Source organism: Streptomyces sp. NBC_00009 (assembly GCF_045040855.1).
Lineage (GTDB): Bacteria > Actinomycetota > Actinomycetes > Streptomycetales > Streptomycetaceae > Streptomyces > Streptomyces aureus.
On the sequence record NZ_CP108312.1, the window covers coordinates 226,491 to 252,562 of the forward strand.

Sequence of the window (26,072 nt, forward strand, 5' to 3'; positions counted from 1 at the left end):
TGGTTTGAGCCTCTCGACTGTGCCGTAATGTGGGAATCTCCGGGCCTGAGCCGAACCGGAACCGGGACCCGAGTCAGAACCGGAACCAGAAGCCGGAGCCATGGGAGGAGCCACGCATGACCCAGGCCCCGCCGTCAGGCGCGCAGGCGGTACGGCGCGCCCTCGACGTCCTGCACTGTTTCCACGACAACGCCCCGGACCTCAGCGCCTCGGAGCTCGCGCGCCGTCTCGAGCTCTCCACCTCGACCGCGCACCGGCTGGCCCGCACCCTGCTCGGCGCCGGGTTCCTGGAACAGGACGCGCGAACCGCCCGCTACCGACTGGGGCCCGCCGTCACCGAACTGGGCCGCCTCTCCTACCACCAGCGCGGACTCCACCTCGTCGCGCCCGAACTGGCAGATCTGGCCCACCGCACCGGCGCAACGGCCGACCTGGCGCTGCGCAGCGGTCCGCATGCCGTGATCGTGGCGGGCGGATCCGTCACGCCGAAGGTGGGCCTGCGCAGGCCGCTGCACTCCACGGCACTCGGCAAGGTGCTGCTCGCCTGGCCCCGTGCGGGCGAGGGCGGTGCGGAATCGCTGCCGCCGCTGCGCGCCTTCACGGACCGCACCATCGTCGACCCCTCGCGCCTTGCCGAGGAGTTGGAACGGGTGCGCGCCGACGGGCACGCCCTCAACGACGGCGAGTCGGCGTACGGAATCCGCACCCTGGCCGTGCCCGTGCTCGATCACGCGGACTCCGCGCGCTTTGCGCTGGCCGTCCGCGCCACACCGGAAGTCATCACGGCGGACCGCATGGACTGGTTCCTCACCCAGGCCCGCACCTGCGCCCGTGCCCTGGAGATCCTCCTGCTTCCGCCGTCCGAGCGCAGATCCGCGGTCATGACATGAGGGCACCGAACCGTTCCGGGTCCGATGGGGACTCCGAAGTGCCCCGGCGCTTCCGGTTCGTCTCCACCCCAGAGCCGGCCGAGACTCCGTCGGGGGCTGTGGTCGTAGACGTCATGCGGGCCTTCACCCTGGCGGCCTGGGCGTTCGCGCGGGGAGCCGAGAAGATCGTCCTGGCCGAGTCCTGGATGCGGCCCTTGAGTTGAAGAGCGACAAGGGCTACGACTACGACCACCTGCGATGCTGGCTCCGGTCCCCGAAGATCACCCAGCGCATCGCCCGGTCATCGAGTCCTTCGAGTCCTTCGAGCGGCGGGGACGCCGCCGATGGACAGCAGATCGTGCCCCATTCGGCGTGCCACGGTCCACGGTGCACAGGCACCTCGACAAGTCCAAGACTTGTCCCCGCCAGCCGAAGAAAGCCGCGCCACGAAGTCCTGACTGCAACTTGCTGACTGACCCTCGACGGGGCGCGCCACGGGGGCAGACGGATTCAACACCCCGTACCGGAGACTTCGTCGTCATCCGCGCAGGCACCGTGATCCTCGCGACCGCCGTCAGATCACGGTCACCGCATGCCGCACCACCGCGTCGAACAGATAGCCCTGTGTGTTGGGCACAGCGATGTCCGGCTGGCTGTGGCCGGCCGTGTCGGTGGCGCGGGCCAGGAAGTGGGTGGCGCCGCGTATCTCGGGCTTCCAGGTGACGGACCAGCGGGTCCAGGTGTCGGCACGGGGATGGTCGTGCAGCCGGGCCGGCCGCCAGTTCGTCCCGCCGTCGGTGCTGACGTCGACCCGCGCGACGGCTCCCGCGCCCGACCAGGACCGGCCGTGCAGCACCTGGTCCTCGCTCACGCGGAACGTGGCACCACTCGCCAGCTCGAAGGCGCTCTTGATCGTCTGCCGGGTCAACGGCGCGCTGCCCTCCTCCGGGTGGGCGGGGCCGAACATCCGGTAGAAGGTGGTGTTCCAGGGTGAGAACAGCGGCTGCGCGGACACCTCGATGTCGCCGACCCACTTGATCGACGCGATCCCCACCCACGAAGGCACCAGCACCCGCACCGGATACCCATGGTCGAACGGCAGCGGCTCGCCGTTCATCTCGTACGCGAGCAGGACGTCGTCCAGCACCTTGGCCAGCGGCAGCGGGCGGCGCACCCGGCCGAGGCTCTCACTGCCGCTGACGTACTCGGCGTCCAAGCCACGCGGCTGGACGTCCACGGCGTAGGAGGACAGCCCGGCCCTGCGCAGTACGTCGGCCAGGCGCACCCCGCGCCAGCGGGCGACGCCGACCGCGCCGAGCGTCCACGAGGTGCCGGTGACGGTGTCTCCCTGCTGGGTGGTGTAGTAGCCGCGGCCGTTTCCGGCGCACTCGACGAACGCGGTCCGGGTGACGGCCGGCAGGGCGCGCAGATCGTCGTATCCGAACGCCACCGGCTTGTCCTCGCCGGGCGCGCCCCGCAGCCCGCTGCCCCACAGCCGCAGCTGCCAGTCGTCCGCCTCCAGGACGGGGGTGGCGGTGTGGTTGCGCACGAAGAACCGTTCGTTGGGGGTGTGGTGGCCGGTTCCGCGCAGGGCCTCCCAGCGGATCTCGGCGTTGGTGCCGCGCTGGATGAACCACTCGGGCGGCAGCGGTTTGACGATCGGGGTGTCGGCGGCGCGGGCCGGGCGCGGCGTGGGGAGTGAGGTCGCGGCGGCCGTGGCGGCGAGCAGGGTGAGCAGACGGCGGCGGCTGACCCCGTCCGCCCTGGCATCCCCGGCGAGCCACTGGCGGAGCCTGCGACGGTCGTAGGCGGTTTCGTCGAGACGGGTTGCGGGACGGGGTGGAGGCACAGCGGATGCGGGCATGACGGTCCTCGTCATCAGTGTGGAAGCCGGACGTGGGGAGAGGAGACAGCGCGAGCCGGCGCGCGACATCCAGGCCGGACTGCCGAATCCAACAGGACCGGTGGGTCCGACTGTTGGAGGTGGGAGCGCGGAAGGGAGTGATCAGCCGGGGAACCGACACAGTGCGGCAGCCACGCGGACGAGGTCCACGGTGCGGCGGCGCGTCAGAGGCTCCAGTGGTGGCATGGCGCGATGCAAGCACGCGACGTGTGAAGGTGTCAACGGACAGGCTGCGCGGGGTGGTTCGGGCCGCTCGGCGTACGTTGAGGTGCCGGGCGAACCGGCCCGGCAATTCATGAGGGCGCTACTCCGCGGTGTCGATCACCAGGCGCTCGCGCCCCCACGGCTCGTACGCGCGGGCGAGGACCTGCCGTTTTCTGAGGCGGGTACGGCCGTGGTGTGACGTGGGACGGGAGACTTCGTTGGTCTTCTGAGGCTCGTTCTCGGGGGCTGTGGCTCTGTGGCGGGTTGTTGCATGAACCGTCACTTCAGAGGAGTTGCACGTGCGGGCGTTTCCCGTTGATCTGCCGTCAGGAGCGCGGTATTGGACCGTGGTCGATGACGAGTTCTGTGTCGTGTCTGTGGCCGATCAGTGGCTTCGGTTCTTGCGATTCGGGCGGAGTCGGACGGAGCTGACGACACGGTCGTGCGCCAGCGGAGCGGCCTTCTATCTCCGCTGGTGCCGGACGACGGGCCGGCGGTGGGAAGAGGCCGCCGCCGACATGGGGTTGTTCATGGTGTGGCTGCGCTACTCGCCCAGTCGGCTGGGCGCCGAGAATCCGACGTTGGTGTGGGGTCCGGGGACGAAGCCGGGGCGGGGAGAGCGGCGGGTGAACGGAGTGCTGGCCGCAGTGCGCGGCTTGCTGTCGTACGCGGTGTCTGTTGGCGCGGCACCGCGGTCGGCGCTGGGTCAGTTGTACGAGCTGGCGGACAGCCGGGATCTGCCGGAAGGAAGCGAAGGGGGAGGAGACAGGCCTGTACTACCCGGTTGCGGGCCCGGCACCGGTTGCAGGAGCCGCAGACGGAGGTGGACCAGGCGTCGGACGAGGAGCTGGTGGCGATGTTCCTTGCATGTCGCAGTGCCCGGGATCACCGAACTGTTGATGGACACCGGCCGACACCCCGAAGAGATCCGCGACCTGCCCGTTGACTGCCTGGGGCAGGACCCCGACGGCTCCCTGGTCCTGGTCTACGACAACCACAAGTCCTACCGAAAGGGGCGGCGGCTGCCGATCGGTAAAGCCACCGCGGGCGTCATCACCACCCAGCAGCAGCGGGTGCGCGAGATGTTCCCGAACACTCCCGTCGGCGAGTTGAAACTGCTGCCCAGCATGCGGGCCAACCCACACGGCACCAAGGCGATCCACTCGATCGGCGAAGGCCACCGCACCTGGGTCGACTCGCTGCCCGACTTCCTGGTCCCTACCACCGTGGAGGAGAACGGGCAGGCGGTCACCCGGATGCTGCCCTTCGACAAGAGCCGGATCTTCCCCTACGCCTACCGTCACAGCTACGCCCGGCGGCACGCGGATGCCGGTGTGGCCCCGGACGTCCTCAAGGAGCTGATGGACCACTCCGACCTCAAGACCACCCAGAACTACTACCGGGTCAGCCAGGAGCGGCGGCGAGACGCCGTGGACCGGGTGATTGCCCTGCAGTCCGACCGCAACGGCACCCGCGTCTGGCGCAAGACCCAGTCGCTGCTGGACTCCGAGCACGTACGGCGGGCGATCGGGGAAGTCAGTGTCCCCTACGGCGTCTGCCAGGAGCCCTCGAACGTCGCGGCTGGCGGGCAGAGTTGACCCATCCGGTTCCGGTGCGTGGGCTGCGACCACTTCCGTACCGACGTCTCCTACCTGCCGGACCTGCAGGCGTACCTGGCCGATCTGCTGCGCGGTCGGGAGCGGCTGATGTCGGCGTTCGCAGCCGACGACTGGGCGCGCAGCGAAGCCACGCCCTCTGAGGAGGAGATCCGCAGAGTGCGTCGGCTGATCGAGCGGGTCAAGGCCGATCTCGGTGACCTCACCGACGAGGAACAGGCCCAAATCGGCGAGACCGTCGCCGTCGTACGCCGCAGCGTGATGCTCGGCATGCCCCGCATCGGCCAGCCCCTGCCCGACGTCCACACCACGAGGACCGCATGACCACCGCCATGACCGCCGGCCGTCGCGCCGACGGCGAACGCCGCCGCCAGCGCGTGACGACCGCTATCCAGCAGGCCATCCGCACGGGTACGGCGATCAGCGTGAGCGGCATCGCCCGGCAGGCCGGCGTCGACCGCACCTTCCTCTACCGCCACCGCGACCTACTCGCCCTCATCCATGCCGCAGAACTACAGCCCTCCGCATCGGATGCCGCGGCCGGGCCGCCGGTCAGCCTGGCCTCCCTCCAGGCCGACCTCGCAAACGCGCACGCCCGCAACACCCGGCTCGTCACCCAGACTCGGAGCCTGGAACAGCGGCTCTCCGAGCTGATGGGCGAGCAGGCGTGGCGGGAATCAGGGCTGGGCGCCTCAGCGGACCAGGAAGAACTGCAGCGCCAAGTCACCCGCCTGGAGCAGGCAAACACCGACCTGTCGGCGCAACTGGAGGAGAAAGACGCGGGGCTGGAGGCTGCCCGCGCGGCTAACCGCGAACTGACCCGGGCTCTGAACCAGAAAGGAGCCGCGGACCAATAGGTGAGGCTGCTGGGGCGGCAGGCGGGGGATGCGTGCGGCTGTGGCGCGGTCCGCAGCGCGCGGCAGGCCCAGCTGTGACCGGCTCCCGGGCGGGACGGCCGCCGGGGTGTCCCGGATGCCCAGCCGCAGGTGTTCGACGTGGTGAAGGGCCTGATCGAGTCGGCGACGTGGTTGTCGTAGAGGGCGTAGACGATTGAGCGTCCGCGGCGTTCCCCAGTGACCAGTCCGAGGTTGCGCAGCAGGCGCCGTCGCCTCGCTGATTCCCACCGTGATGGCCGAGGCAGGTACGTCTGGCCCCCGCAGGCGTCGTTGACGCGACCTGGGCGGCCAACGATGAGGCCACCGCGATGCCAGGTGCCTATCGCGCTCCGGCCGAGCAGACCGGCAGCGGATGGCCATCGACTAATTCTTCTAGTGCTGAAGGTGACATTTGAAGCGATCTCCCCCGTAAACGAGGGAGATTCCGCCCTACCTTGCGGTAGGTGGCTTGACGCGGCGAGCGCGCCTGACGACTGCCCTTCCGGCAGCCGGGACGAGCACGAGGCCCGTCCGGTACAGATGCAAGATGTTCCGGGCCGCGTTCCAGTCGGCGTTGCCTGACCATCCGCAGCCGGTGTTCTTGCACACGAACGTGGCCTGGTCTTCTCTGCTGCCCGGCGTGGTGAAGCCGCATGCCGAGCAACGCTGGGAGGTGCCGGGGGCTGGAACCTTGTGCAGGGTGCCCCCATACCGGGCGGTCTTGTACGTCAGCATCGTGACCGTGCGGCCCCACGCCTCTTGGGCGATGGAGCGGTTCAGGCCCGACTTCTGCTTGACGTTCTTCCCCGGCTCCTCGACGGTTCCCCGAGCGGACTTGACCATGTTCGTGATGGTGAGTGCTTCGACCACGACCGTGCCGTACTGCTGGGCGAGGGTGGTGGTGGTCTTGTGCTGCCAGTCCTGGTGGCGTCGCGTGGCTTTTGCGCGCAACCCTCGGATCTGGTCATAGGTGTGGTGAAGGCGGCGGCTGGTGCGCTCGCCAGGCTTACGGTGCGCCTTGCGCTGCGCGGCTCGGCGTTCCAGGCGCAGCAGTTTGGCCTTCTCGTCTGCGTTCAGCCACTTGTCGCGGTCGGCCCTGCCGTCCGGGAGGCGAGGAGCGCGGCCGTGGTCGAAGTGGTTGCTGTCGGAGAGGGCGAGAGGCAGGTTCACCCCGGCGTCGATGCCGACCTCGGGCCCCTGGTGGGGTGCGGGCGTGGTCTCCATCGTCGTCACGCGGAAGGCGATGTGCCAGCCAAGGTGATCCTTGACCAGCCGCGCTCCGGTGATTCGGTTGTCTGTGTCGGCATGCTTGCCGACGGGCAGATCTTTGGTCCAGCGGAACCGAACACGACCCAACTTGGGGATATTGCCCATGCCCCAACGGCCGTGCACACGCTTGATCTGGAGGTCGCGGCCCTGCGGGATGTCCACCGACATCACCGACCGGAACCGGCCCTTGAAGTTCGGGGCGTCTGCCCGGCCGTCCCAACAGTTCACCCACGCCCGGAAGTACGTCTTGAGCACGGCTTGCGCGGCCTGCGCGGGGAGCACGGCAAGAAAGCCGATGTCCTTGCGGGCCTGGCGTATCGCGGCGTCCGCGTTCGCCAGGGTCCGCTTGTCCTTCGGCATCATCTGCCACCAGGCGTGAAGGCAGTTCCACATGGTGCGGGCGGCGTGTGCCTGCTCATCAGCCTTGAGGATCAGGGCAGGGGGCAGCGCCAGACGGGCGCGATGCCCGAACTGCCGCTTCTCCAACCCGAGTTCGCTCATGAAAATCACCCTACTACAGTTGGCTTATGTCACCGCGCTGGAAGCCAAACCCCGATGTCAGGACCGGCCGCCACGTTGTCTACAACCTGCATGTCCATTTGGTGTTCGTTACCAAGTACCGGCGCAAGGCGTTCACGGACGCCATGCTGACGCGCACCGAGGAGATCATGCGGGAGGTCTGTGCCGACTTCGAGGCCGAACTGAAGCAGTTCAACGGCGAGCAGGACCACGTGCACCTCCTGGTCCACTACCCGCCCAAGGTCCAGCTCTCCAAGCTCGTCAACAGCCTCAAGGGTGTGTCCTCCCGCAGGCTCCGCCAGGAGTACGACAGCCACGTCCGCCGACACCTGTGGGGCGGACACTTCTGGTCCGGCTCCTACTTTGCCGGATCATGCGGCGGAGCACCGCTGACCGTCGTCAAGCAGTACATCGAGAACCAGCAGCGCCCCGTATAAGTGGCTGACGAAAATAGCTCTGACCCGTACTTCGGTGCGGGTCAGAGCTATTTTGAGATGGCCTTCACCCCCGCCCTGAAGGGCGGAGCACTGCCAAGATCAGAGGTAGAACATCAGTCCCCCCACGCATCACGACGGCGCTGGTCGCCGCGCGTCACGTCACGCGCATGCCCTCGCGGTCTTCGAGGGCGCTGATGGCGGTGGCGGTGAGGCTGTGGGTGATGTGGCCTCGCATCAACTGGGCGGCTTCGGCGGCGCGGCCGTCCACGATGAGGGAGACAAGCTGGTGGTGTTCCTGTAGGTCCCGGGTGCGGGGTTCGTCGCCGGGCGGGAGTTCGAGGCCGAGGCGACGGTAGCGGTCGGACTTGTCCCACAGGTCGTCCAGGAGACGGATGAGGACGTCGTTGTGCGAGGCCCGGTACAGCGCCTGGTGGAAGGTGCGGTGGGCCGTGAGTGCCTCTTCCCCCCATTGGCGGGTGACGGGGAGAAGTTTGTCGACGGCGGCCTGCATCGTGGCGATGTCGTCGTCGGTGCGTCGCTGGGCGGCGAGTTCGGCGGCGGTCGGGTCCAGGGACAGGCGGACCTCGAACAGCTGGCGGGCCTCGTTCGAGTTCATGACGGAGACCCGGACGTCGCGGTGGGTGTCGACGGTGACGAGTCCCTCGCTGCTGAGGCGGCGGATGGCCTCGCGCAGGGGCGTGATGCTCATGTTGAGGGACTCGGCGAGGTCGTACTGGGCGAGCCGTGACCCGGCAGGAAGAGTGCCGAAGAGGATCCGATCGCGGAGTTCTGCGTAGGCGAGGTCGCTCTTGCTGAAGAACAGGTTCTGTCCTGCCATAGCCCCCTGACCGTTCCTTTCCGGAGGTTCCCCACCCCTTGACATCCCGCATTGGACCCGCTCACTCTAACAGGCGTCACATCTTATAAGATATGAGAGAGGCTCTGAGTGAAGATCACCAACGTCTACGAGGGCGTCGTTCCGATCAGCTCCTCGATCCGCAACGCCTGGATCGACTTCAGCTCCATGGACTGTTCGATCGTGGCGATCGAGAGCGACGTCATCCGGGACGGCAAGCCCGTGGTGGGCTACGGCTTCAACTCCAACGGCCGCTACAGCGCCGGAGAGATCCTGCGCCGCCGGGTCCTGCCCCGCCTCCTCGAGGCCGAGCCCGGCAGCCTGCTCGACGAGCGGGGCGGCCTGGACCACGCCACGGCGTGGGACGTGATGATGAACAACGAGAAGCCCGGCGGGCACGGCGAGCGCTCGGTCGCGGTCGGTGTGGTGGACATGGCCCTGTTCGACCTGGCCTCCAAGATCGAGGGCAAGCCGCTGTACCGGTACCTGTCCGAGCGCTACGGCGACGGGCAGCCCGACGACTCCGTCTTCGTCTACGCCGCCGGCGGCTACTACGCCCCGGGCAAGACCCTCACCGACCTTCAGGACGAGATGCGCGGCTTCCTCGACCTGGGCTACGACGTCGTCAAGATGAAGATCGGCGGCGCCGACCTGGCGGAGGACCTGCGCCGCATCGAGGCCGTCATCGACGTCCTGGACGGCGACGGCTCCCGGCTGGCCGTCGACGTCAACGGCCGCTTCGACCTCAACACGGCCCTGGAGTACGGGCGGGCCATCGAGCCCTACGGGCTGTTCTGGTACGAGGAGATCGGCGACCCGCTCGACTACCACCTCAACGCCACCGTCGCCGAGCACTACACCGGCTCCATCGCCACGGGCGAGAACCTCTTCTCCCTCCAGGACGCCCGCAACCTGATCCGCTACGGCGGCCTGCGCCCCGACCGCGACACCATCCAGGTCGACCCCGCGCTCTCCTACGGTCTGGTGGAGTACCTGCGCATCCAGGACATGCTCCGTCAGCACGGCTGGTCATCGAGGCGCTGTATCCCGCACGGCGGGCACCAGTTCTCCCTGCACATCGCAGCCGCCCTCAAGCTCGGCGGCAACGAGTCCTACCCGGGCGAGTTCCAGCCCACGGGCGGCTTCGCCGACGACGCCGTCGTCGAGAAGAGCCGCGTCGGCCTGACCGACACCCCCGGCATCGGCTTCGAGAGCAAGGCCGCCTTCTACAAGGTGCTGCGCGCCCTGCACAGCTGACCGCCACCCCGCCATCGCGGACGCGTCCGCCACCGGGCGGGCGCCGTCGGCCGGCGCCGCCGGACACGGGCGCCACACACGAGATCGGGGGCGCGAGCCGCGCCGCGTCCCCCGCACCCCCCACGGGACAGGGCTACACACAATCGTCGTGCAAGGGAGCACCAACGATGACAAGCACCGCCGCCGCCGGCCGCCCGCAGCGGTCACGGCTGAGCCGTCTCATACGTGAGCTGTGGTTCCAGGTCGTACTGGCCGCCGTCCTCGGCATTGCCGTAGGCATCCTCGCGCCCGGGCTGGGTGAGGACCTGAAGCCGCTCAACGACTGGTTTATCGCGCTGGTCAAGATGATCGTGATCCCGGTCGTCTTCTGCGTGGTCACCACCGGCATCGCCTCCATGGACAACCTGCGCAAGGCGGGCCGGATCGGTGTGAAGGCGATCGGCTACTTCCTGGTGCTGTCCCTGGTGTCCATGCTGATCGGGCTGGTCGTCGCCAACATCTTCCAGCCCGGCTCCGGCCTGCACGTCGACCCCTCGTCACTGAACGCCGACGACGTGCCCAAGACCGCCATCGAGCACGCCACCTTCACCGGCTTCGTCTCCTCCCTCATCCCCGCCTCCCTGCTGGGCGCGATCACCGGGGATGCGATCCTGGCCGCGCTGATGGTCTCGATCGTCTTCGGTGTGGCCCTGAACATGGCCGGAGAAGAAGGGGCACCGCTGACCCGCGGGATCAAGGCGCTGTCGGACGTCGTGTTCCGCATCGTGGGCTGGGTGATGCGGCTCGCGCCCTTGGGCACCTTCGGCGCGCTGGCCACCGTGGTCGCCACCTACGGCGCAGAGAGCCTCAAACAGCTCGGCTACCTCATCATCCTGTTCACCGCGACCTGCATCGTCTACGTCCTGGTCGTCCTCGGCGCCATCATGCGGGCATGCCGCCTGAGCCTGTTCGGCCTCATGCGCTTCCTCAAGGCCGAACTGCTCGTCGCCCTCAGCACCTGTTCCAGCGAGGCCGTACTGCCGCAACTGGTACGCAAGCTGGAGACCCTCGGCGTCGGCCGCCCGGTGGTCGGGATCGTCATCCCGTCCGGGTTCTCCTTCAACCTGGACGGATCGGCCGTCTACCTCACGATGGCCTCCCTCTTCCTGGCCCAGGCCATGGGCATCGACCTGTCCTGGCAGCAGCAACTCGTCATGGTCGGCGTCATGATGCTCACCAGCAAGGGCACCGCCGGGATTGCGGGCGGCGCGTTCATCGTCCTCGCCAGCACCGTCACCGCGGTCGGCCACATCCCGCTGGCCGCACTCTCCCTGATCGTCGGCGTCGACCGCATCCTCAACGAGGGCCGCGTGTTCATCAACGTCCTCGGCAACGCCGTCGCCACCATCGTGATCGGCAAGTGGGAGAACGACTTCGACACCGAACAGGCCCGCAAGGTCCTGCACTCCCGCACCACCACGCCGCCGCAGGCCGACTTGGACACCACCAAGGTCGGCGCCGACAAGTAGCCGTGCCCGTCGAGTGCAGTCCCCCCTCAACGGCATATACATCACCCGCCGGCGGCATCCTCCAGGCCGCCGTGCACCAGGACAGATGAGGACCCTTCCGTGAGCACGCCCAGCGTCTCCTACTCGGTGACCATCCGGATCGAAGTCCCGCGGCAGGCAACGCGGTATCCCAGCTGACAGCCACCATGGAGGGGCTGGGCGGCTCGGTCACCACCCTCGACGTCTTCTCATCCGACGCCGACCGCCTCGGCATCGACGTCACCATCGCCGCCCACGACACCGGATCCGCTGCGCGGGGCCGCTTCACGAGTCAGAGACCGCCGATCCATGGATAAACCTTCCTCTCCCGCCCCTGCGCGGGCGCCCCTACGGTCGAGGCACCGGGCGCTCACCGGCCCGCCGTACCGAAGGAGCAAGACCCCCATGAAGATGACCGGCAACACGATCCTGATCACCGGCGGAACCTCGGGCATCGGCCTCGGTCTGGCCCTGCGTCTGCACGAGGCCGGCAACAAGGTGATCGTCGCCGGCCGGCGCAAGGAACTCCTCGACGACATCACGGCCGAGCACCCGGGCATCGATGCGCTCGTCCTCGATGTGGCGGACCCCGACTCGATCGCCCGGGCCCGTGAGACAGTGGCGGCGAGCCACCCGGGGCTGAACGTCCTGGTCAACAACGCCGGCATCATGCTGCTGGAGAACCTCCTCGACCCGGCCGAACTCCCGATCGCCGAGGATCACGTCACGGTCAACCTGCTCGGCACGATCCGGATGACGTACGCCTTCCTGCCGCTGCTGGTGGGCAAGGACGACGCGGTCGTCATGAACGTCACCTCCGCGCTGGCATTCGTCCCGTACCAGAGCACCCCGACCTACAGCGCGACCAAGGCCGCGCTGCACTCCTTCTCCGAGAGCCTGCGCATCCAGCTCGCCGGCGCTGACGCCGGTGTCCAGGTGATAGAGGTGGTCCCGCCGGGCGTGCGCACGACCCTGCTGGGCCAGCAGGACAGCGACCAATCCATGCCGTTGGACGACTTCCTCACCGAGACCCTCGACCTGCTGCGCGAGCAGCCCGACGCGAAAGAGCTTGTCGTCGAGCGCGCTAGGTTCATCCGCGACGCAGAGGCCAACGGCTCCTACGACAACGTCCTCGCCATGATCAGCGGCAGCTGACGACCTATAGGCACCGACGCGGAACAAGAGCACGCGGGCGGGCACTGTGGAGTCGCATCATGGGCGAACGCGAGGACCGCCTCGGGGTGGTCCTCACCGAGGACGCGGAACGGTAAGGAAGCGTCTGCGGCTGCACCTCGGTCGTCGGACCGGAGCGAGAGACACGCGAGCGCCCGTCACACGACGAACACCGTCGTGTCGGGTGGGCCGGGGTGACGAGGCCCGGGGCAGGTCCCAAGCGTCGGGCGTCGTCGACGAACCGTCGTCGCAGGCCGTCTTCCCTGCCGACGGCCTGCGGCGCACCGGCGACAGTCGGCGAATTGCCCAGCGGTTCATGCAGGTCAAGTGAACACCGGATCGTCGCGCCGGGAGCGCTCTCGGCGTCGGCCGTACGGGCGGCTTCGCGGAGGTGGGAGAGGAGGACTCAGCCATGGATCGGCGGTCTCTGGATAGCCGGGCGGGACGCGGCGAGGATGGGGGCATGGACAAAAAGGAACTGGCGGAATTCCTGCGCCACCGGCGTGAGGCGCTGCGGCCCCGCGACGTCAGGCTGGTCGAGGGGCCACGCCGGCGTACGCAAGGGCTGCGCCGCGAGGAGGTCGCGCAGCTCGCCGGCATGTCCACCGACTACTACGCCCGGCTGGAACAGCAGCGTGCTCCGCAGCCCTCCGTCCAGATCACCGAAGCTCTCGCCAGGGCGCTGCGGCTGACCCTGGACGAACGCGACCATCTCTTCGTGCTCATCGGCCACAACGCCCCGGCCCGCTTCCACCGCTCCGAGCACGTCAGCCCGACGCTGATGCGGGTCCTGGACCGCCTGGACGACTCGCGGCCCTGGTGCAGACCGATCTGGTCGACACCCTCGCGATGAACCCCTTGGCCGTCGCGCTGCTCGGCGACCAGACCCGCCACACCGGCCTGGCCCGCAGCGCCTACTACCGCTGGTTCATGGATCCGGCCGAACGTCGGATGGTTCCGGAGGAGAGCCGCGAGCGCCACGGCCGCGCCCAGGCAGCACGCCTGCGGGCCGCGCTCACAGCCGGCAGCGACACCCCACGAGCCGCCCGGATCCTCGCCGAACTCCAGGAGCACAGCCCTGAGTTCGTCCGCATGTGGGAACTTCAGGAGGTAGCCCGACGCTACGACGACTGCAAGACCATCCTCCATCCCGAACTCGGCCGCATCGACGTCGACGCCCAGGTCCTGTTCACCGAGAACCGCGCCCAGACTCTGGTGGTCCTGACCACTCGCCCCGGCACGGAGAGCCACAGCAAGCTGGAACTGCTCTCCGTCATCGGGCACCAGCAGGTCACCCCCTGATGTCCTGGCCCGGGGGGCGGGCCAGGCTCGGCGCGGGAGGGGCCGGACAAGGGCAGCCTGGAATGGTGCAGCCCGCACGGCTTGTGCCCTGCGCTCTGCGGCCAGACATGTCGGCCCCCTGCTCTGTCCGGGCACCGTGGTCGGGCCGCCCGTTTGACCGGATGCCCCCTCCGTTTTACTCTCGAATGCGTACGGAGGCAGCATCCGTTTTGATGCGGCCGCACGATCATGGCAGGCAGGAGGGTGCATGAGCGCCGGTGAACTGCGGGGACGCAAGCCCCGCGCGGACGTCCAGCGCAACCGCGTGGCCCTGCTGGAGACCGCGCAGCGTCACTTCCTGCAGCACGGGGTCGGCACCTCCCTCGAGGCGGTGGCCAAGGAGGCGGGAGTCGGGCCCGCCACCCTGTACCGGCACTTCCCCACTCGTGAAGCACTGCTGGCGGCTGTGCTGCAGACGCGCTCCGAAGAACTGGTGGCCCGCCAGGCGGACATCGATCAGCTCGGCGACCCGGCCGAGGCGCTGGAACAGTGGCTGCGGGCGATGGAGGAGTACTTCAGCGCCTTCAGCGGGCTGCCGGACCCGCTCATGGCCGCGGCCCGGGCGCAGGAGCCGGACAACCCGCTCACGATTCCCTGCGACATCCTCATCGCCGCCACCGATCAGTACGTGCGAGCCGCGCAGCTCGCGGGGCGCGTGCGCGCGTCGGTGCGGGGGCACGACCTGTTCCTCGCGGCCTGTTCCGTTGCCTGGATCAAGGGCACCGGTACCGAGGAGGAGTCGCTCGACCGGCTCCGCACGCTCATCGCCAGCGGCTACCGCGAGCGGGACACCCAGGCGTAAACCGCCAGTTACCCAGCCCCGCCCCCGCAACGCCAGGCGGCACCACCACACGGCCATCACATCGCGCTGCCCTCAGGGGCGGCACAACCATTCAAGGGACAAATCATGAAAATTACTGTCATAGGCGCCGGTGCCATCGGCGGGAACCTCGCTGCCAAGCTCAGCGCGGCGGGCCACGACGTCCAGGTGGCCGACGCCCGCGGCCCCGAGGCCGTCCGGGCCGAGGTGCTGGAGTCCGGGGCCCGCGCGGCGGACCTTGCCGACGCCGTCCAGGGCCGGGACGTCATCGTCCTGGCCATCCCCTTCGGGGTGGCGGGGAAGCTGGCCGGCCTGTTCGCCTCGGTCCCCGCCGAGACGGTGATCATCGACACCTCGAACTACTATCCGCACCTCAGCGGGCACATCGAGGCCGTGGACAACGGCCAGGTCGAGAGCGTGTGGAACGCCGAGCAGCTGGGGCGCCCCGTGGTCAAGGCGTGGAACGCCGCCCTGGCCGAGACCCAGCGCACCCGGGGCCTGCCGGCCGGAAAGCCCGGCCGCATTGCCATCCCCGTCGCCGCCGACTCCGAGCAGGCGCGGAAGGTGGCCATGAGCCTGGTGGACGACACCGGCTTCGACCCCTACGACGCCGGCATACTGGCCGACTCCTGGCGCCAGCAGCCCAACGGCCCCGCCTACTGCACCGAACTGACCCTCGACGAGCTGCCGACAGCCCTGGCCGCAGCCGACCGCGCCAAGGACGCGGCCATCCGCGACAGCCTCCCGGAACGCTTCGCCGCCCTCCCGGCCAACCCCACCGTCGACGACGTCGTCGAGATGAACCGCGCCGCCCACCGCTGAGACACCCGACGCGGCTCTCGTGCACCGCATGCCGCGCATCGCATGCCGCTTCGGCGAGCTCGCTCGGCAGCGGCAGCGGCAACGCCTCGCGGCAGGTCAGGGCTGGCGTGCGGACCTTCACCCGCACGTCCGCCCCTCCTCCGATGTCGATGCATGCGCATTAACTTCGGGTGTATGGCAGTGAACGCGGCCGACAGCCGGCTCGAGGAACAGTGCGGGACATCCTGTCCGTGCACGCGCGCACGATGTGCGAGATCGACCATGTGCTGCACCCGCACGGACTGGGCGCGAGCGACTTCGAGGTGCTCGACATGTCGGCCGCCGCGTCGCCCGAGGAGGGCGACCAGTGCCGGGTGCTGGACCTCGTCGGACGGGTGCATCTCAGCCAGAGCGCGCCGTCCCGGGTGATCGGCAGGCTGGAGAAGGAGGGCCTGGTGGAGCGCTCCGTCGGCGCGGAGGACCGCCGGGGCGTGTCGGTCCGCCTGACCCGTAAGGGGCGTGACCTGGTCACGGAGGTACGGCCGCTGCAAACGGGACGTGCTGGCCCGGATGCTGGGCTAACCGTGGGCTGACCGACCGCCTGCCCGGCCGGCCTCAGCGCAGCAGTTCGCGTACTGCGGTGAACGCGGCCTCGACCGTCGCCGGGTCCGCGCCGGGGCGGGCGAGTGCGCTCATCGCTATGGGGGTGACCGCGGGCAGGCCCGTGTACGGGGTCAGGCCGTCCGGGGCCGGGCCCACGGCGGCGAGCAGGGCCACGCCCTGGCCCGTGCGGGCGATGTCGAGCACGCCCGCGAGATACCCGGCGTCGCCGACGACCGTGGCGGGCACGCCGTGCGCGGCCAGGGTCGCGATGGCCCGGCGGCGGATCGCGCAGGGGTCCTCGATGGCCACCAGCGGGACCGGGGCCGGTGCGGGCGGCTGTTCCCAGCCGGGGACCGTGTGCCAGGTGAGCGGGAGGCCCCCGACGGGTGTGCCCTCGGTGGCGGCGGCCTCCGTGACGTACACCGCGACATCGACGCTGCCGCGTTCCACGGCCTCGACGAGCCGGGCGGAGCGGTCGATGCGGAAGCGGACCCGACAGCCGGGCCGCACGGCCTGGACGGCGGCGGTGAGCCGGGGCAGGAACTGGTCCGCGGCGTGCTCGGTGGAGCCGACGGTGACCGTGTCGCCGTCCGCGTCGAACAGGCTGCGTACGGCCTCGTCGTGCACGGCGAGGATCCGACGGGCCTGCTCCAGAAGCAGCCGCCCCTCCGGCGTGAACCGGGTGCCGCGTCCCTCTCGCTCGACGACGGGCCGTCCGAGCGCCTTCTCCAGTTTGCGGACGTGTTGGCTGACCGCGGACTGGCTCAGGGCCAGCGTCTGCGCGGCGCGGTGGAAGCCGCCGCAGTCCGCGATCGCGGTCAGGCTGCGCAGGGCCACGATGTCGAGGACGGGTCGGGACATGCCGCGACAGTAACCGTTCGGATCGACCGATCGCGATTCCTGATCGATTTTGATGCGGAATCGTCGTTGGACGCGAACCGTCACGGCCGGTCATGATGGGCGCATGTTGCACGCGACCGCTTCCGCTGCCCTTCTGACGCAGCGCCGAGTCATCGACTTCGGCGTGGCGTGCAGCGCGCTCTGTCGCTGACCCTCCGCCGGACTCCGGCCCCTTTCCGCGCTCCGGCTCCCCGCTCCGAGCCGATCGCGTCTCCTTCTCACTGACACGTGGCAGTCGCTCTCCGCTGCCCTTGCGTCAGTCCGCACGTCCCTTCATGCACCCGTATATCCGCTTTCCTTAACGTATCCGTATTCCACATGGATGTCCCTGCCCCGAAACGGGAGTTGCCCCCTCATGTCCTCATCCTTCTCGTGGGACGAACCCGAAGGCCTCGCCGCCCGCGGCACGCTGATCGTGCTGGCCGGGCGGGGCGAACACGGTGGTGTGTACGAGCGGTTCGGCCGCCGGCTCGCCTTCGACGCCTACCGCGTCCGTGCCCTCGGTGACGCGACCACCGATCCGACCGTGCCGGACCAGGCGGCCAAGCTCCTCGCCGACGAGTCGCTGCCCGGCCCAAAGGTGCTGGTCGGCTCGGACACCGGCGCCCTGTACGCCGCCCGTCTCGCCGCCGAGCAGCCCGCGGCCGTCGCCGCCCTGGTCCTGGCCGGTCTGCCCACCGCTCCCTGGGCCTCCGGGAGTTGGGAGGCCGAGGTCGAGGCCCGCACCGCCTGCCCCACCCACCAGAGCCGACTGACGAACGACCCGGATTTCCGGCGCGGCACCCTCGGCGACACCTCCGGCCTGCCCGACCTCCGCCTCGACCGGGTGCGCGTTCCCGTCCTGGCCCTGCACGGCAAGGACGACGCGATCAGCCCGGTCGCTCAGGCGCTGAGCGCGTACGCGGGCCACCCCGCCGTACGGACGGTGACCTTCAACAGCGGTCGGCACGACATCCTCAACGACGCCCTGCACCGCACAGCCGCCGCGACCGTCGTGCTGTTCCTGGAGCGGCTGCGCCTGTCCTCCGAACTGCCCGCGATCGCGGAGGGCCTCGCATGACCGTGACGACGACCGTCTCCGAACTGCGCGACCTCCTCGCGTCCGGCGCACCGCCGGTCGTGCTCGACGCGCGGTGGGCGCTCGGCGATCCGCACGGCCGCGACCACTACGCCGAGGGCCACATCCCGGGCGCGGTCTACGTCGACCTGGACACGGAACTCGCCGCACCCCCGAGTCCGGAGGGCGGCCGGCATCCGCTGCCCGGCCTCGCGGAGTTGCAGGACATGGCACGCCGGTGGGGTATCCGGCGGGGACAACAGGTGGTCGTTCACGACGACTTGGGCAACACCGCCGCCGCCCGCGCCTGGTGGCTGCTGCGCCACGCGGGCCTGACCCGGGTGACGCTCCTCGACGGGGCGCTGGACGCCTGGCGGTCGGCCGGGCTGCCGCTGGAGTCCGGGATCCCGGCCACTCCCCCGCCCGGCGACGTCGTACTGGGCTCGGGCGGACTGCCGGTGACCGACGCCGACGGCGCCGCCGAACTCGCCGGGTCCGGGCTGCTGTTGGACGCGCGGGCCGCCGAGCGCTACCGGGGTGAGGTGGAGCCGGTCGATCCACGGGCGGGACACATCCCGGGCGCGGTGAGCGCCCCCACCGGGGAGAACCTCGCGCCGGACGGGACGTTCCTGCCGGCCGAGGAGCTGCGCAAGCGGTTCGAGGAGAAGGGAGCCGCCCAGGCCGCGCGCATCGGCGTGTACTGCGGCTCCGGCGTCACCGCCGCCCACCAGATCGCCGCGCTGGAGATCGCCGGCTTCGAGGCCGCGCTCTTCCCCGGCTCCTGGTCCGCCTGGTCCGCCGATCCCACCCGCCCGGCCGTGAAGGGAATCCACCCATGACGACGAAACCCCTGGACCCGGCGGTGCTGCCGCAGCAGGCGGCACCCCAGTCTTCTACAGACAAAGCCCCGCCGCCCGCCCGCGTCACCATCCGCGGCACCGCGAGGACCGCACGCCGCCTCACCCTCCCCCGTTCCGTACGCCGTACCGCGGGACCCGTGGGCCTGGTCCTGCTGTGGTTCCTCACCTCGGCCACCGGTGTCCTCCCGGAATCCGTGCTGGCCTCCCCCGTGGACGTCGTCCGCCAGGCCGTGGAGCTCACGAAGAGCGGCGAGCTGCCCGACGCCATCGCCGCGTCGGGCGGCCGGGCCGCCGTCGGCTTCCTGATCGGAGCCTCCGTCGCGCTGAGCCTGTCCCTGCTGGCGGGGCTGTTCCGGCTCGGTGAGGACGTCATCGACTCCTCGATGGGCATGTTCCGGGCGATCCCCTGGGTGGGTCTGATCCCGCTGTTCATCGTCTGGTTCGGCATCGAGGAGACCCCGAAGATCGCGCTGGTCGCCCTCGGTGTCACCTATCCGCTGTACTTCAACATCTACGGCGGCATCCGCTCCACCGACTCCCAACTCGTCGAGGCCTCCCGGATGATGGGCCTCGGAAGGCTCGGACTGATCAGGTACGTGATCCTGCCGAGCGCGCTGCCCGGAGCCCTCGTGGGTCTGCGCTACGCGCTGTCCACCGCCTGGCTGGCGCTGGTCTTCGCCGAGCAGATCAACGCGGACGCGGGCCTCGGCTATCTGATGAGTAACGCCCAGCAGTACTTCCGTACGGACGTCATCGTGCTGTGCCTCGTCGTGTACGCGCTGCTCGGGCTGGCCTGCGACTTCGCCGTACGGATCCTTTCGCGCCGGCTGCTGACCTGGCGCGCCAACTTCGAGGGCGAGGCGTAAGAGATGCCCAACAGTCCCAATAGCCCCAACAGCGTGGAGATCAGGGGTCTTTCGCGGGCCTTCGATGGCAACACCGTCCTGTACGAGCTCGATCTCGACATCCGGGAGGGCGAGTTCGTCGCCCTGCTGGGGCACAGCGGCTGCGGCAAGTCGACGCTGCTGCGGATCCTCGCCGGGCTGGACGAGGAGATCGGCGGCGAGGTCACCGTGCCCGCCCGACGCAGTGCCGCGTTCCAGTCGCCGCGGCTGCTGCCCTGGCTGAAGGTGTGGCGCAACGTCGTCCTCGGACTGCCCGGCCGACCCGACCGGACGCTCGCGGCGAAGGCGCTGGACGAGGTCGGCATTGCGGAACGGGCCACCGTCTGGCCCAAGACGCTCTCCGGCGGCCAGGCCCAGCGGGTCTCGCTGGCCCGTGCCCTGGTGCGCGAACCCGAACTGCTGCTGCTGGACGAGCCGTTCGGCGCGCTGGACGCGCTCACCCGGGGCCGGGTGCAGCAGCTGGTGGCCGAGCTGTGGCAGCGCCATGGCTGCGCCATCCTCCTGGTCACCCATGACGTGGAGGAGGCACTGCTGCTCGCCGACCGGGTGCTGGTGATGGACGAGGGCCGCGTCGCCCACGAACTCACCGTCGACCTACCCCGCCCCCGCGACCTGACCGCCCCCGAGTTCGTCACCCTGCGCGCCCGCCTCCTGAACTGGCTCGGCGTGACCCGTACGTTGGAAGGAACCCCGTCGTGATCCGCAGAATCGCAGCCGCCGCACTGAGCTTCTCCGCCCTGCTGGCGCTGACCGCCTGCGGCGCGGACTCCTCGGCGGACGCCTCGTCGAAGGACGGCACCCTCGTCATCGGCGACCAGGCCAAGACCCTCCAGACCATCGTCGCCGCCTCCGATGCCCTCAAGGGCGCCAAGTACAAGGTGAAGTGGGCCGAGTTCGAGGGCGCCGCCCCGCTCTACCAGGCCGTGCAGGCGGGCGCCGCCGACACGACGTACTCCGCGGATCTCCCCGCCCTCCAGGCGCTCAGCGGTGGGGTGAAGTTCAAGAACGTGGCCGCGCTGAAGAACGACGGCCGGCATGTCGGCATCGTCGTCGGCAAGGACTCCGGCATCGACAGCGTCAAGGACCTCAAGGGCCAGAAGGTCGTGGTGTCCTCGGCGAAGGGCAGCATCGCCGAGTATCTGCTGGCCAATGTGCTCAAGCAGAACGGGCTCAGCTACTCGGACGTGAAGGTGCAGTACCTGCTGCCGACCGACGCGCAGGCCGCCTTCGCCTCCGGGAAGATCAAGGCCTGGGCGACCTTCGGCGTCTACCAGGCCGTCGGCCTGGAGCAGGGCGGCAAGCTGCTCGTGGACGGTGCCGACGGCCGGGTCAGCGGTTACGGCTTCGTCGGCGCCTCCGACCAGGCCCTCGCCGACCCGTCGAAGAAGGCCGCGCTCACCGACTTCCTCAAGCGGCTCGGTACGGCCCTGGAATGGACCAGCACCCATCGGGACGCCTACGCCCAGGCCATCGAGAAGCGCAACGGCGCCGACGCCTCCGTGGCGAAAACGCTTGCCTCCGCCGCGTACAGCAAGGTCCTGCCCGTCACCTCGGACGTGAACGCGACCGTGCAGGGAGTGGCCGACCTCATGAACGGGATCGGTGTGCTGGAGCCGAACGTCGACGTGGCCGGGTCGGCCGACACGTCCCTTCTCAAGTAGCCGTCATCAGTAGGGAGTTGCTCATGCCTGTCGAGTTCATCAGTGCCGTCCACACCGACGCCGGGGCCTCGGGTCCGGCCGCCGCGAGCCGTACCGGGCTCGACGTCGGCCATCTGCGCAAGTACGCCCGCGCGCTGGACGACGGCGGTTTCGACCACACCCTGGTCGCCTACCACTCGGCGTCCCCGGACGCCTTCCAGATCGCACAGTTCGTCGCCACCCACACCGAGCGGATCCGCCCGATCCTGGCGCACCGGCCGGGCGTGATCTTCCCGACGCACGCGGCCCGGGCGCTCGCCACGCTGGACCAGATCAGCGGCGGCCGCCTCACGGTGCACATCATCTCCGGCGGCAGCGACGAGGAGCAGCGCCGGGAAGGCGACTACCTCGACAAGGCCGAACGGTACGAGCGTTCGGACGAATACATCCAGATCCTGCGGAAGGTGTGGCAGGCCGACGGGGCCGTCTCGCACGAAGGCAGGCACTTCAGGTTCGAGGGCTACCACTCGGACGTGAAGCCGGTGAACGGGCTGGTCCCGATCTCGGTGGGCGGGTCCTCCCCGGACGCCTACCGGGTCGGCGGGCAGCAGGGCGACGTCTTCGGGCTGTGGGGGGAGCCGCTGAAGGAGACGGCGGAGCAGATCGCCGCGGTGAACGCGGTCGCGGACGCCGCCGGGCGCCCCCGTCCCCGTATCTGGGTGTCGTTCCGCCCGATCATCGCACCCACCGACGAGCTGGCCTGGGAGAAGGCGCACCGCACGCTGGGGGTGCTCAAGGACCAGGCCCGCAACACCGAGCTGCTGCGCCACTACCGCACCGACGGCCGCCCGGCCAACGTCGGTTCGCAGCGGCTGCTCGACATCGCCGAGCGCGGCGAGGTCCACGACCGCTGCCTGTGGACCGCCCCGGCGGTCGCCACCAACGCGGCCGGCGCCTCCACCGCGCTGGTCGGCTCGGCGGAGACGGTCGCCAAGGCGCTGCTCGACTACGTCGACATCGGCTGCGATCTGCTGTCGATCCGTGGCTACGACCCGCTCAACGACGCCATCGACTACGCCCGTCACGTCCTGCCGCTGGTGCGTCAGGAACTCGCCCACCGCGCCACCACCCAAGCTGCCTGATGGAGAGCCCGTGTTGTTCCGCCGCACCCTGCGCACGTCCGCCGCCGCCCTCGTCCTGCTGCTGCCCTTCGCGGCGGCCTGCGGGAGCGAGGCCCAGGCCGAGTCCCCGTCCTCCGTCACCCTCCGGGTCGGCGCCACCGGCTGGAAGGTCGAGGAGGCCGTGCTGAAGTACGCCGGTCTCGACGACACCCCGTACCGGGTGAAGTGGAGCCAGTTCCAGGGCGGTGACCAGCAGCTCCAGGCCGTCCGGGCCGGGGCGCTGGACCTCGCCTCCTCCAGCGAGATCCCGCCGGTCTTCGCCGCCGCCGACGGCGAGCCCAACTTCAAGGTGGTCGCCGTGCAGCGCGGGGCAACCCGCAACCAGGAGGTCGTCATCCCCAAGGGCTCGAAGGTGACCGGCATCGCCGGCCTGAAGGGCAGGAAGGTCGGCTACGTCCAGAACACCACCGCCCACTACTTCCTGTACGAGCTGCTGAAGCAGGCGGGCCTGAAGTGGTCCGACATCGACGCCAAGCCGCTGCTGCCCAACGACGGCCTGGCCGCTCTCAACGGCGGCAGCATCGACGCCCTCGCCTCCTACGGCACCTCGATCATCACCGCCCACCAGCAGGGCGCCACCACGGTCGGCTCGGGCCGGGACATCCTGTCCGGCAACTTCCTCTGGTCGGCGCGGGACAGCGTCCTGGAGAGCCCGGCGCGGAAGGCGGCCGCGGCCGATCTGATCGCACGGATCACCAAGGCGTACGCGTACGTCCGCGACGGGCACGAGGACGGCTTTGCCAAGATCACCGCGGACGCCACCCACCAACCCCTGGCCCAGGCACGGAAGGACCTCGCCGACGCCCAGACACAGCGCCCGACGCAGGCCCGGACGGTCGACGACGACGCCGTCGCCTCGCAGCAGAAGGTCGCCGACGCCTTCACCCAACTCGGGGCACTCAAAGGCCACTTGGACGTGAAGTCGTTCTGGTCCACCGCACTGAACGCCGACCTGAGGAAGGCCCTGTGACCGAGCGCATCGCCGAACTGGCCGCCGAGTACGACCGGTCGGCCGCCTTCCCCGCCGAGTCCCTCCGGATCGCCCACCAGGCGGGCCTGCTCACCGCGACGATCGGCGAGCGGTACAGCGGCCGGGGCGAGGGCATCGAGGAGACCGCCCGCATCCTCCACTCCCTGGGCCGGCTCGACCCGTCCGTCGCCCTGATCACTGCGATGACGCTGGCCACGCACGCCCGGCAGGCCGACCGGCCGCACTGGCCCGACGAGTTGTACGGGCGGGTGGTCAAGGAGTCGTTCACGCGTCCCGTGCTGATCAACCACGCGCGGGTGGAGCCCGAGCTGGGTTCTCCGGCGCGTGGCGGGCTGCCCGCCACGCGCGCGCGGCGGACGGCGGACGGCTGGGCCGTCAGCGGCACCAAGCGGTTCGTGACGGGCGCCGAGGGGCTGGACTGGTTCCTGGTGTGGGCGAGCACCGACGAACCGGAGCCGCGCGTGGGCACGTTCCTGGTGCCCGGCGACCTGCCCGGCATCGAGATCACCGGCCGCTGGGACCAGTTGGGGCTGCGCGCCAGCGGCAGTCATGACGTGACCTTCCGCGAGGTGGAGGTCCCGTACGAGCACGTGATCGGGATCGGCCCGCACGGACCGGCCGCCGAACAGGACAACCGGGCGGGTGCCGCCCTGCATCTCCCGCTCGCCGCCCTCTATCTGGGTGTCGCCCGCGCCGCCCAGGAGTTCTTCCACCACTTCGCCCGCACGCGCGTGCCCGCCAACCTGGGTCACCCGGTGGCCCGTACCGAGCGCTTCCGGCGCACGGCCGGCGAGATCGAGGTACTGCTCGCCGCCGCCGAGCAGCTGGTGTTCGACGGTGCCGCGAAACTCGACGCCGGCGACACCTCGTACTCCCCCGAACAGGCTCTGGGGGCACGGGTGCTGGCCGACCGGCACGGGGTGCGGGCCGTGGAGTCGGCCGTACGGCTGCTCGGCAACCCGGCGCTGGCCCGCGGCAACCCCTTGGAGCGGCACTTCCGGGACATCCAGTGCGCACCCGTGCACGCGCCCCAGGAGGACATCTCCCTGCTCGCCATCGGAACGAAGGCACTGAACCCGTGACCGCAGCACCCGAAACGACCACCTCCGCCCGGCTCCTCGGCCTGCTCGCCCGGGATCTGCCGCCCGACCGCCTGACCACCGACCCCGCGGTGCTCGCCGCGCACGCCACCGACCGTTCCGGCACCAGGCCCGCCGGGGAACCGCTGGCGCTGGTGCGCGCCCGGCGGACCGAGGACGTGACCGTTACCCTGCGGCACGCCCACGCGCTGCGGGTGCCGGTGGTGCCGCGCGGGGCGGGCACCGGGCTGTCGGGCGGGGCGACCGCGCACGACGGCTGCCTGGTCCTGGACCTGTCCGGGATGGACCGCATTCTCGAACTCTCCGCCGACGACCAGCTCGCCGTCGTCGAACCCGGCGTGATCACCGCCGACCTGGACCGGGCGGCGGGCGCACACGGGCTGCGGTACGCGCCGGACCCCGCGAGCGCGGCCCTGTCCACCATCGGCGGGAACATCGCGACCAACGCGGGCGGCCTGCGGTGCGCCAAGTACGGGGTGACCCGGGACAGTGTGATGGGACTGGAGGCGGTGCTCGCCGACGGGACGGTGGTGCGCACGGGCCGCCGTACGGTCAAGGGCGTCACCGGCTACGACCTGACCGCGCTGCTCACCGGCTCGGAGGGCACCCTCGCGGTGATCACCTCGGCGACGCTGCGGCTGCGGCCGATTCCGGTGGCGACAGCCACGCTCGCCGCGTACTTCGCCTCCTTCGAGGCGGCCGCCGAGGCCTCGTACGCGATCAGCCGAGCCGGAGTCGAGCCCGCGCTGGCCGAACTCGTGGACGGTCCCGTGCTGCACGCCATCGATCCGGCGCTGCGGGAGCGGGGCGCGGCGCTGCTGGTGGTGCAGTGCGACGGCGCGGGCGCGGCGGCCGAGACGACGGCGGTCGCCCGGCTGCTCGCGCCTCTGGCCACCACGGTTGAGACGACTCAGGATCCCGCCGAGGCCGAGGCGCTGCTGGCCGCCCGCCGGCTGGCTCTGCCCGCGCTGGAGCGGCTGGGCCGCCCGCTCATCGAGGACATCGCCGTCCCGCGCTCCCGGCTGGCTCAGGCGGTACGCGAGATACGGGCCATTTCCGCCCGCCACGACGTGCCCGTGTACACCCTTGCGCACGCGGCGGACGGCAACCTGCACCCGATCATCGTGGCGGACCCGTCCCTGGACCGGCTGCCGGACACCGCATGGGAGGCGGCCGGCGAGATCTTCGCGCTGGCGCTGCGGCTCGGGGGCACCCTGACCGGGGAGCACGGGGTGGGTGTGCTCAAGCGGCAGTGGGTCGCGGAGGAGCTCGGACCTGCCGCCCACGCGCTGCAGCGCAGGCTCAAGGAGGTGTTCGACCCGAGGGGGATCCTCAACCCCGGCAAGAGCCTGTGACAAGCGCGGGGCGC

General features: G+C 70.2%; 25 protein-coding genes and 3 pseudogenes. 23 read left to right on the forward strand and 5 right to left on the reverse strand.

Annotated elements, in window-relative coordinates; translation table 11 throughout:
• The first annotated feature begins 116 nt into the window (after positions 1–116).
• Both OHA58_RS01030 and OHA58_RS01035 read left to right on the forward strand, forming a co-directional pair.
• Complete coding sequence (locus OHA58_RS01030) at positions 117–890, forward strand: IclR family transcriptional regulator (RefSeq protein WP_405475308.1); 774 nt, start codon at positions 117–119, stop codon at positions 888–890.
• Positions 887–1,072: pseudogene (locus OHA58_RS01035) on the forward strand (2-phosphosulfolactate phosphatase); the annotation flags it as partial. The gene OHA58_RS01030 and the pseudogene OHA58_RS01035, both read left to right, overlap by 4 nt.
• Before the next feature lie 371 nt (positions 1,073–1,443).
• Here the strand turns inward: OHA58_RS01035 and OHA58_RS01040 are convergent.
• Entirely contained in the window at positions 1,444–2,733 is a 1,290-nt protein-coding gene (locus OHA58_RS01040) for a sulfite oxidase (protein ID WP_405475311.1), read from the reverse strand.
• Positions 2,734–3,851: 1,118 nt separating this feature from the next.
• Here OHA58_RS01040 and OHA58_RS01045 point away from each other — a divergent pair.
• From OHA58_RS01045 to OHA58_RS01055, 3 genes are read left to right on the forward strand one after another with little or no spacing between them, the layout of a single operon-like run.
• Positions 3,852–4,574, forward strand: coding sequence for a tyrosine-type recombinase/integrase (locus tag OHA58_RS01045; RefSeq protein WP_405475313.1), 723 nt, complete (start codon positions 3,852–3,854; stop codon positions 4,572–4,574).
• A gap of 18 nt (positions 4,575–4,592) precedes the next feature.
• Positions 4,593–4,916 carry a transposase gene (locus OHA58_RS01050; protein ID WP_405475315.1) on the forward strand — a complete coding sequence of 108 codons (324 nt, stop codon included), beginning with the start codon at positions 4,593–4,595 and terminating at the stop codon, positions 4,914–4,916.
• Positions 4,913–5,449, forward strand: a complete 537-nt coding sequence (locus OHA58_RS01055; RefSeq protein ID WP_405475317.1) for a DUF6262 family protein — start codon at positions 4,913–4,915, stop codon at positions 5,447–5,449. The genes OHA58_RS01050 and OHA58_RS01055 overlap by 4 nt, the downstream gene beginning before the upstream one ends.
• Positions 5,450–5,545: 96 nt before the next feature.
• On the opposite strand, the pseudogene OHA58_RS01060 reads toward OHA58_RS01055, so the two are convergent.
• Both OHA58_RS01060 and OHA58_RS01065 read right to left on the reverse strand, forming a co-directional pair.
• Positions 5,546–5,694 (reverse strand): annotated as a pseudogene (locus OHA58_RS01060) (transcriptional regulator); the annotation flags it as partial.
• A gap of 223 nt (positions 5,695–5,917) precedes the next feature.
• Positions 5,918–7,237: an RNA-guided endonuclease InsQ/TnpB family protein gene (locus OHA58_RS01065; RefSeq protein ID WP_405475318.1), complete on the reverse strand. Its 1,320-nt coding sequence runs from the start codon at positions 7,235–7,237 to the stop codon at positions 5,918–5,920.
• A 26-nt stretch (positions 7,238–7,263) separates the two neighbouring features.
• Here OHA58_RS01065 and tnpA point away from each other — a divergent pair, with 26 nt between their 5' ends.
• A complete protein-coding gene (gene tnpA / locus OHA58_RS01070) occupies positions 7,264–7,692 on the forward strand; it encodes an IS200/IS605 family transposase (protein ID WP_405475319.1) in 429 nt (142 codons plus the stop codon).
• A gap of 154 nt (positions 7,693–7,846) precedes the next feature.
• Here the strand turns inward: tnpA and OHA58_RS01075 are convergent, their stop codons facing one another.
• Positions 7,847–8,530, reverse strand: a complete 684-nt coding sequence (locus OHA58_RS01075; RefSeq protein ID WP_405475322.1) for a GntR family transcriptional regulator — start codon at positions 8,528–8,530, stop codon at positions 7,847–7,849.
• A gap of 108 nt (positions 8,531–8,638) precedes the next feature.
• Between OHA58_RS01075 and OHA58_RS01080 the strand changes: the two genes are divergently transcribed.
• The 8 genes and pseudogenes from OHA58_RS01080 (at position 8,639) to OHA58_RS01115 (ending at position 16,059) form a co-directional block, all read left to right on the forward strand.
• The gene (locus OHA58_RS01080) at positions 8,639–9,805 is read left to right on the forward strand and encodes a mandelate racemase/muconate lactonizing enzyme family protein (protein WP_405475323.1); all 1,167 of its coding nucleotides are present in this window, start codon (positions 8,639–8,641) and stop codon (positions 9,803–9,805) included.
• 167 nt (positions 9,806–9,972) lie between these two features.
• Positions 9,973–11,313: a cation:dicarboxylate symporter family transporter gene (locus OHA58_RS01085; RefSeq protein WP_405475326.1), complete on the forward strand. Its 1,341-nt coding sequence runs from the start codon at positions 9,973–9,975 to the stop codon at positions 11,311–11,313.
• A gap of 185 nt (positions 11,314–11,498) precedes the next feature.
• Entirely contained in the window at positions 11,499–11,648 is a 150-nt protein-coding gene (locus tag OHA58_RS01090; RefSeq protein ID WP_405475327.1) for a hypothetical protein, read from the forward strand.
• Positions 11,649–11,736: 88 nt separating this feature from the next.
• Positions 11,737–12,486, forward strand: coding sequence for an SDR family oxidoreductase (locus OHA58_RS01095; RefSeq protein WP_405475330.1), 750 nt, complete (start codon positions 11,737–11,739; stop codon positions 12,484–12,486).
• A 481-nt stretch (positions 12,487–12,967) separates the two neighbouring features.
• A pseudogene (locus OHA58_RS01100) lies at positions 12,968–13,806 on the forward strand (helix-turn-helix transcriptional regulator).
• A gap of 247 nt (positions 13,807–14,053) precedes the next feature.
• Positions 14,054–14,647 (forward strand): TetR/AcrR family transcriptional regulator, encoded by a 594-nt coding sequence (locus OHA58_RS01105; protein WP_405475332.1) that lies wholly within the window; start codon positions 14,054–14,056, stop codon positions 14,645–14,647.
• A 105-nt stretch (positions 14,648–14,752) separates the two neighbouring features.
• Positions 14,753–15,487 (forward strand): NADPH-dependent F420 reductase, encoded by a 735-nt coding sequence (locus OHA58_RS01110; protein WP_405475335.1) that lies wholly within the window; start codon positions 14,753–14,755, stop codon positions 15,485–15,487.
• Positions 15,488–15,699: 212 nt separating this feature from the next.
• Positions 15,700–16,059, forward strand: coding sequence for a MarR family winged helix-turn-helix transcriptional regulator (locus OHA58_RS01115; protein ID WP_405475338.1), 360 nt, complete (start codon positions 15,700–15,702; stop codon positions 16,057–16,059).
• A gap of 22 nt (positions 16,060–16,081) precedes the next feature.
• On the opposite strand, the gene OHA58_RS01120 is transcribed toward OHA58_RS01115, so the two are convergent.
• On the reverse strand, positions 16,082–16,930 hold the full coding sequence (locus tag OHA58_RS01120; protein ID WP_405475340.1) for a LysR family transcriptional regulator: 849 nt from the start codon (positions 16,928–16,930) through the stop codon (positions 16,082–16,084).
• Positions 16,931–17,324: 394 nt separating this feature from the next.
• Between OHA58_RS01120 and OHA58_RS01125 the strand changes: the two genes are divergently transcribed.
• From OHA58_RS01125 to OHA58_RS01165, 9 genes are read left to right on the forward strand one after another with little or no spacing between them, the layout of a single operon-like run.
• On the forward strand, positions 17,325–18,029 hold the full coding sequence (locus OHA58_RS01125; RefSeq protein WP_405475342.1) for an alpha/beta hydrolase: 705 nt from the start codon (positions 17,325–17,327) through the stop codon (positions 18,027–18,029).
• On the forward strand, positions 18,026–18,865 hold the full coding sequence (locus OHA58_RS01130; RefSeq protein WP_405475345.1) for a sulfurtransferase: 840 nt from the start codon (positions 18,026–18,028) through the stop codon (positions 18,863–18,865). Before OHA58_RS01125 ends, OHA58_RS01130 begins: the two co-directional genes overlap by 4 nt.
• On the forward strand, positions 18,862–19,752 hold the full coding sequence (locus tag OHA58_RS01135) for an ABC transporter permease (RefSeq protein WP_405475347.1): 891 nt from the start codon (positions 18,862–18,864) through the stop codon (positions 19,750–19,752). The genes OHA58_RS01130 and OHA58_RS01135 overlap by 4 nt, the downstream gene beginning before the upstream one ends.
• A gap of 3 nt (positions 19,753–19,755) precedes the next feature.
• The gene (locus tag OHA58_RS01140; RefSeq protein ID WP_405475349.1) at positions 19,756–20,490 is read left to right on the forward strand and encodes an ABC transporter ATP-binding protein; all 735 of its coding nucleotides are present in this window, start codon (positions 19,756–19,758) and stop codon (positions 20,488–20,490) included.
• Complete coding sequence (locus OHA58_RS01145) at positions 20,487–21,452, forward strand: ABC transporter substrate-binding protein (protein WP_405475352.1); 966 nt, start codon at positions 20,487–20,489, stop codon at positions 21,450–21,452. Before OHA58_RS01140 ends, OHA58_RS01145 begins: the two co-directional genes overlap by 4 nt.
• A gap of 23 nt (positions 21,453–21,475) precedes the next feature.
• On the forward strand, positions 21,476–22,573 hold the full coding sequence (locus OHA58_RS01150; protein WP_405475355.1) for an LLM class flavin-dependent oxidoreductase: 1,098 nt from the start codon (positions 21,476–21,478) through the stop codon (positions 22,571–22,573).
• A gap of 10 nt (positions 22,574–22,583) precedes the next feature.
• Entirely contained in the window at positions 22,584–23,582 is a 999-nt protein-coding gene (locus OHA58_RS01155) for an ABC transporter substrate-binding protein (RefSeq protein ID WP_405475358.1), read from the forward strand.
• The gene (locus OHA58_RS01160) at positions 23,579–24,685 is read left to right on the forward strand and encodes an acyl-CoA dehydrogenase family protein (protein WP_405475361.1); all 1,107 of its coding nucleotides are present in this window, start codon (positions 23,579–23,581) and stop codon (positions 24,683–24,685) included. The genes OHA58_RS01155 and OHA58_RS01160 overlap by 4 nt, the downstream gene beginning before the upstream one ends.
• Positions 24,682–26,058, forward strand: a complete 1,377-nt coding sequence (locus OHA58_RS01165) for an FAD-binding oxidoreductase (RefSeq protein ID WP_405475364.1) — start codon at positions 24,682–24,684, stop codon at positions 26,056–26,058. The genes OHA58_RS01160 and OHA58_RS01165 overlap by 4 nt, the downstream gene beginning before the upstream one ends.
• Positions 26,059–26,072: the final 14 nt, after the last annotated feature.

Bases quoted from the DNA above. Each gene is read 5' to 3' on its own strand.
- OHA58_RS01090 (WP_405475327.1), top strand. From the start codon at position 11,499: ATGGAGGGGCTGGGCGGCTCGGTCACCACCCTCGACGTCTTCTCATCC.
- OHA58_RS01150 (WP_405475355.1), top strand. From the start codon at position 21,476: ATGCCTGTCGAGTTCATCAGTGCCGTCCACACCGACGCCGGGGCCTCG.
- OHA58_RS01040 (WP_405475311.1), bottom strand. From the start codon at position 2,733: ATGCCCGCATCCGCTGTGCCTCCACCCCGTCCCGCAACCCGTCTCGAC.
- OHA58_RS01095 (WP_405475330.1), top strand. From the start codon at position 11,737: ATGAAGATGACCGGCAACACGATCCTGATCACCGGCGGAACCTCGGGC.
- OHA58_RS01065 (WP_405475318.1), bottom strand. From the start codon at position 7,237: ATGAGCGAACTCGGGTTGGAGAAGCGGCAGTTCGGGCATCGCGCCCGT.
- OHA58_RS01120 (WP_405475340.1), bottom strand. From the start codon at position 16,930: ATGTCCCGACCCGTCCTCGACATCGTGGCCCTGCGCAGCCTGACCGCG.
- OHA58_RS01055 (WP_405475317.1), top strand. From the start codon at position 4,913: ATGACCACCGCCATGACCGCCGGCCGTCGCGCCGACGGCGAACGCCGC.
- OHA58_RS01130 (WP_405475345.1), top strand. From the start codon at position 18,026: ATGACCGTGACGACGACCGTCTCCGAACTGCGCGACCTCCTCGCGTCC.
- OHA58_RS01030 (WP_405475308.1), top strand. From the start codon at position 117: ATGACCCAGGCCCCGCCGTCAGGCGCGCAGGCGGTACGGCGCGCCCTC.
- OHA58_RS01085 (WP_405475326.1), top strand. From the start codon at position 9,973: ATGACAAGCACCGCCGCCGCCGGCCGCCCGCAGCGGTCACGGCTGAGC.
- OHA58_RS01105 (WP_405475332.1), top strand. From the start codon at position 14,054: ATGAGCGCCGGTGAACTGCGGGGACGCAAGCCCCGCGCGGACGTCCAG.
- OHA58_RS01135 (WP_405475347.1), top strand. From the start codon at position 18,862: ATGACGACGAAACCCCTGGACCCGGCGGTGCTGCCGCAGCAGGCGGCA.
- tnpA (WP_405475319.1), top strand. From the start codon at position 7,264: ATGTCACCGCGCTGGAAGCCAAACCCCGATGTCAGGACCGGCCGCCAC.
- OHA58_RS01075 (WP_405475322.1), bottom strand. From the start codon at position 8,530: ATGGCAGGACAGAACCTGTTCTTCAGCAAGAGCGACCTCGCCTACGCA.
- OHA58_RS01125 (WP_405475342.1), top strand. From the start codon at position 17,325: ATGTCCTCATCCTTCTCGTGGGACGAACCCGAAGGCCTCGCCGCCCGC.
- OHA58_RS01110 (WP_405475335.1), top strand. From the start codon at position 14,753: ATGAAAATTACTGTCATAGGCGCCGGTGCCATCGGCGGGAACCTCGCT.
- OHA58_RS01140 (WP_405475349.1), top strand. From the start codon at position 19,756: ATGCCCAACAGTCCCAATAGCCCCAACAGCGTGGAGATCAGGGGTCTT.